Annotated in this window: 3 protein-coding genes and 1 pseudogene; all 4 read right to left on the bottom strand. The window is 71.8% G+C overall.

The genetic code is table 11. The features are described from left to right. Positions 1 to 1,062: EamA family transporter RarD (gene rarD, locus GQS09_RS26610; RefSeq protein WP_165990091.1), on the bottom strand; the 1,062-nt coding region annotated here is incomplete at its 3' end. 233 nt (positions 1,063 to 1,295) lie between these two features. Then, positions 1,296 to 2,381 carry a 2-oxoacid:ferredoxin oxidoreductase subunit beta gene (locus tag GQS09_RS26605; RefSeq protein WP_165990090.1) on the bottom strand — a complete coding sequence of 362 codons (1,086 nt, stop codon included), beginning with the start codon at positions 2,379 to 2,381 and terminating at the stop codon, positions 1,296 to 1,298. Next, the gene (locus tag GQS09_RS26600) at positions 2,371 to 4,329 is read right to left on the bottom strand and encodes a 2-oxoacid:acceptor oxidoreductase subunit alpha (RefSeq protein ID WP_165990089.1); all 1,959 of its coding nucleotides are present in this window, start codon (positions 4,327 to 4,329) and stop codon (positions 2,371 to 2,373) included. Before GQS09_RS26600 ends, GQS09_RS26605 begins: the two co-directional genes overlap by 11 nt. Positions 4,330 to 4,610: 281 nt before the next feature. Further along, a pseudogene (locus GQS09_RS26595) lies at positions 4,611 to 5,290 on the bottom strand (LuxR C-terminal-related transcriptional regulator). Positions 5,291 to 5,478: the final 188 nt, after the last annotated feature.

The raw sequence follows: 5,478 nt of genomic DNA, 5'->3' as shown, positions 1-5,478 counted from the left end.
GCCGGCGCCCGCGCCGTCCGGCCGCGCCGCGGCGGTGGCCCCGGCGCGCTCCCGGGCGGCGCGCAGAGCGGCCCGGGACAGCCGGGACTGGCGGAGCGCGTCCCAGGTCAGCAGGGTCAGCGCGGTCCACACCAGGAGGAAGCCGGCCCAGCGCTCCGGCGGCATCTCCTCGTGGAAGGCCAGCACCCCGAGCAGGAACATGGTGGTCGGTGCCAGGTACTGCATCAGCCCGACGGTGGACAGCGGCACCCGCACCGCCGCGGCACCGAAGAAGATCAGCGGCAGCGCGGTGACCATGCCGGTGCCCACCAGCAGCAGGGTGTGTCCGGCGCCCTCGCCCGTGAAGGTGGACTCGCCGCGCGAGCCGAGCAGCAGCAGATAGCCCAGCGCGGGCAGGAACTGCAGCGCCGCGTCCGCGCTGAAGCCCTCCAGGCCGTCCAGCCCGGTCTGCTTCTTGACCAGGCCGTAGACGGCGAAGGAGACGGAGAGGGAGAGCGCCAGCCAGGGCACCTGGCCGTAGGCCACGGACATCACCAGCACCGCCGACGCGCCGATGCCGACCGCCGTCCACTGCGCCGGGCGCAGCCGTTCGCGCAGCAGCAGCACGCCGATGGCGATGGTGATCAGCGGGTTGATGAAGTAGCCCAGCGAGGCCTCGATGACCCGGTCGTTGGCCACGGTCCAGATGAAGAGGTACCAGTTGAGGGAGATCAGGGCGGCGGAGAGGAACACCAGGGCGAGCCGCCGGGGGCGGCGCAGCAGGTCCCTGATCCAGGACCACCGGCGGACCAGCAGCAGGAGCAGCAGCGCGCTGGGCAGCGACCACACCATGCGGTGGGCCAGCAACTCGTCCGGCGGGGTGGCGTCCAGCGCGTGCCAGTAGACGGGCAGCAGGCCCCACATGCCGAAGGCGGTGAGGCCGAGCGCCAGGCCGGTCCGCCGGGCGGCGCGCGCGCCCGCGTCCGCGACCCCGCCGGTGCTCCCGCTGGGGTCACCGGTGGGGTCACCGCTGTGGGGCGGGGGTGTGTCCGGGCCTTTCCGCTGTGCCGCGTCCGCCTGCATCGCCGATCGTCTCCTTCGTCACGAGGGGGCCGGCGGCGGCCGGTGGACCCCCAGCATGACGGTAAGCGTGCGGGCCGCCGTCTGTCATTCGCGTTATCCGGTTACGGTCCTGGCGGTGACGTGAGATCGGACACGTCCGGCAGCACCGGCGCCCGGCGCGGGCAGGCGCGTCCCCCGGACCGTACGGGTGGGTCCGGGGGACGTCCGCCGCGGCGGAGGTGCGGGTGCCCCGCTCAGCCGTGGACGGTCCAGGTGTCGTTGCCGGCCAGCAGAGCCGCCAGATCACCCTTGCCCTGGCGCTCCACCGCGCTCTCCAGCTGTTCGGCCATCAGGGTGTCGTACACCGGGCGGCGCACGTCGCGCAGGACGCCGATCGGGGTGCGGTACAGGGTGTCCGGGTCGGCGAGCCGGGAGAGGGCGAAGGCGGTGGTGGGCGAGGCGGCGTGGGCGTCGTGCACCAGCACGCCCTCGGCGCTGCCCGCCGCGGCCAGGTCGGCCACGGCCAGGTCGCCGGTTGCCGGGTCGCGGACCACGCCCTGCGAGCCGAGGCCGTCGCCGCCGTCCTCCTCGGCCCAGGGCAGGCCGAAGCGGATCGGCTTGCCGTGCTCCAGCCGGATCACGGCCTCCTGGGCCTGCTTGCGGTCCTTGAGCGCCTCGAAGGCGCCGTCGTTGAAGATGTTGCAGTTCTGGTAGATCTCCACCAGCGCGGTGCCCGGGTGCTGGGCGGCGGCGCGCAGCACCTCGGTGAGGTGCTTGCGGTCGGAGTCGATGGTGCGGGCCACGAAGGAGGCCTCCGCGCCCAGCGCCAGCGACACCGGGTTGAAGGGCGCGTCCAGCGAGCCCATCGGGGTCGACTTGGTGATCTTGCCGACCTCGGAGGTGGGGCTGTACTGGCCCTTGGTCAGCCCGTAGATCCGGTTGTTGAACAGCAGGATCTTGAGGTTGACGTTCCGCCGCAGGGCATGGATCAGGTGGTTGCCGCCGATGGACAGGGCGTCGCCGTCCCCGGTCACCACCCATACCGACAGGTCGCGGCGGGTGGCGGCCAGCCCGGTGGCGATGGCCGGCGCCCGGCCGTGGATGGAGTGCATCCCGTAGGTGTTCATGTAGTACGGGAAGCGGGAGGAGCAGCCGATGCCGGAGATGAAGACGATGTTCTCCCGGGCCAGGCCGAGTTCCGGCAGGAAGCCCTGCACGGCGGCCAGCACCGCGTAGTCACCGCATCCCGGGCACCAGCGGACCTCCTGGTCGGACTTGAAGTCCTTCTGCGACTGCTTGGTCTCGGACCGGGGGACCAGGGAGAGGGCCTCAGTGGGCATCGCTCGCCTCCTTGAGGGCGGTTTCGAGCTGCTCGGCCTTGAACGGAAGTCCGGTGACCTGGGTGAGCGAGCGGACGTCCACCAGGTACCTGGCGCGCAGCAGCGCGGCCAGCTGCCCCAGGTTCATCTCGGGCACGATCACGCGGTCGTAAGCGCGGAGCACGTCCCCGAGATTGCCGGGGAAGGGGTTGAGGTGGCGCAGATGGGTCTGGGCGACGGTCCCGCCGGCGCGGCGGATGCGGCGCACCGCGGCGGTGATCGGGCCGTAGGTGGAGCCCCAGCCGAGCACCAGGGTGCGGGCGGAGCCGGAGGGGTCGTCCACGGTCAGGTCCGGCACCCGGATGCCGTCGGTCTTGGCCTGCCGGGTGCGGACCATGTGGTCGTGGTTGGCCGGGTCGTAGGAGATGTTCCCGGTGCCGTCCTGCTTCTCGATGCCGCCGATGCGGTGCTCCAGACCGGGCGTGCCGGGCACCGCCCAGGGGCGGGCCAGGGTCTGCGGGTCCCGCTTGTAGGGCCAGAACGCCTCGGTGCCGTCGGCCAGCGTGTGGTTCGGGCCGGTGGCGAAACGTACCCGCAGGTCCGGCAGGTCCTCCAGGTCCGGGATGCGCCAGGGCTCGGAGCCGTTGGCCAGGTAGCCGTCGGAGAGCAGGAAGACCGGGGTGCGGTAGGTGAGCGCGATGCGCGCCGCCTCCAGCGCCATGTCGAAGCAGTCGGCCGGGGTGGCCGGGGCGACGATCGGCACCGGAGCCTCGCCGTTGCGGCCGTACATGGCCTGCAGCAGGTCGGCCTGCTCGGTCTTGGTGGGCAGGCCGGTGGACGGGCCGCCGCGCTGGATGTCCACGACCAGCAGCGGGAGCTCCAGGGTCACCGCCAGGCCGATGGTCTCCGACTTCAGGGCCACGCCCGGGCCGGAGGTGGTGGTCACGCCCAGGCTGCCGCCGAAGGCCGCGCCGAGCGCGGCGCCGATGCCGGCGATCTCGTCCTCGGCCTGGAAGGTGCGCACCCCGAAGTTCTTGTGCTTGGACAGCTCGTGCAGGATGTCGGACGCCGGGGTGATCGGGTAGGAGCCCAGGAACAGCGGCAGGTCCGCCTGCTGAGACGCGGCGACCAGTCCGTAGGACAGCGCCAGGTTTCCGGAGATGTTGCGGTAGGTGCCGGCCGGGAACGCGGAGGACGCCGGGGCCACCTCGTAGGCGGTGGCGAAGTCCTCGGTGGTCTCGCCGAAGTTCCAGCCCGCCCGGAAGGCGGCGATGTTGGCCTCGGCGATCTCCGGCCGCTTGGCGAACTTGGTGCGCAGGAACTGCTCGGTGCCCTCGGTCGGGCGGCTGTACATCCAGGACAGCAGGCCGAGGGCGAACATGTTCTTGGACCGGCCCGCCTCCTTGCGGGACAGGCCGTAGTCCTTCAGGGCCTCCACCGTGAGGGTGGTCAGCGGCACCGGGTGCACCCGGTAGGCGTCCAGCGAGCCGTCCTCCAGCGGGCTGCCGCCGTAGCCGACCTTGGCCATCGCCCGGGAGGTGAACTCGTCGGTGTTGACGATGATCTCCGCGCCGCGCGGCAGGTCCGGCACATTGGCCTTCAGCGCCGCCGGGTTCATGGCCACCAGCACGTCCGGGGCGTCACCCGGAGTGAGGATGTCGTGGTCGGCGAAGTGGAGCTGGAACGAGGAAACGCCCGGCAGGGTCCCCGCGGGGGCGCGGATCTCGGCCGGGAAGTTCGGCAGGGTGGAGAGATCGTTGCCGAAGGAGGCCGTTTCGGAGGTGAAACGGTCACCCGTGAGCTGCATGCCGTCGCCGGAGTCGCCCGCGAACCGGATGATCACCCGGTCCAGGCGCCGTACGGCCTTCTTTCCCGCCTTTCCCGGCGTTTCCCGCGGCTCCCCCGCGTCGCGCTCCGGCTGGTGGCCGGGCTCGCTGTCCCGGGCGGCCGGTTCGACCTGGCTGGTCACGTCAGTAGCACTCCCTTGAGGCGGCTCATCTGGGCCATCGTACGCGGGTAAGGCTTGCCTTCCTCGGGGCTGATCACATGATGGACCCGGTTCTGAGACATCCGTGTACTCCTCATGAACGTGCTCTGCCCCGACTCCTGTTCCCTATCCCACTCCCTGTTGAGTGTTCCGCACATTCCTCTAGAAACCCTCAACTCTCTGCGGAGCAGGGGTTTTCCAGGGGGTGCGGAAAGCTTGTTGGGCTACTTGTCAGCAAGGCTGCGGGACAGCCTGCCACCCGGTCAGGAATTCAGGTAGGCCAGTACGGCCAGAACCCGGCGGTGATCCGTGTCACTCTGCGCCAGACCCAGCTTCAGAAAGATGTTGCTGACGTGCTTCTCCACCGCGCCGTGGCTGACCACCAGGGCCGCCGCGATGGCCGAATTCGTGCGCCCCTCCGCCATGAGTCCGAGCACCTCGCGCTCACGGGGAGTGAGTGAGGCCAGCACGTCGTGCCGGCGGCTGCGGCCCAGCAGCTGCGCCACCACCTCCGGGTCCAGCGCCGTGCCGCCGCCCGCCACCCGGGTGACCGCGTCCACGAACTCCCGGATCTCGGCCNCTCCCGGATCTCGGCCACCCGGTCCTTGAGCAGATAGCCCACCCCGCGCCCGGAACCGGCGATCAGCTCGGTGGCGTACTGCTCCTCCACGTACTGGGAGAGCACCAGCACGCCCAGCTCCGGGTAGTCCCGGCGCAGCCGCACCGCGGCGCGCAGCCCCTCATCGGTGTGGGTGGGCGGCATCCGCACGTCCGCCACCACCACATCCGGCAGCCCGTCCGGCCCCGAGGCCAGATCGCGCACGGCCTTCACCAGGGCCTCGCCGTCCCCGACCCCGGCCACCACCTGCATGCCCCGGTCGGTCAGCAACCGGGTCAGCCCCTCCCGCAACAGCACCGAGTCCTCGGCGATGACCACCCGCATGCGCGCTACTCCGCTCCCCGTCCCGGGCCGGCCCTGCACGGCCGGCGACGCGCACAGCTTCTCACCCGCGGCACGGGCCCGCCCAAACCGCCCGGGCCCGGCCGCACGGAAACGGTCACCGGCCCGGCCGCCCCCGGCCGCCCCCGGCCGGCACCTGCGGCTGCGGCTCCGGAGCCGGGCTCAGGCGG

This window comes from Streptomyces sp. YIM 98790 (assembly GCF_011421595.1).
Classification (GTDB): Bacteria; Actinomycetota; Actinomycetes; order Streptomycetales; family Streptomycetaceae; genus Streptomyces.
This window is presented reverse-complemented; position numbering and strand designations above follow the sequence as displayed.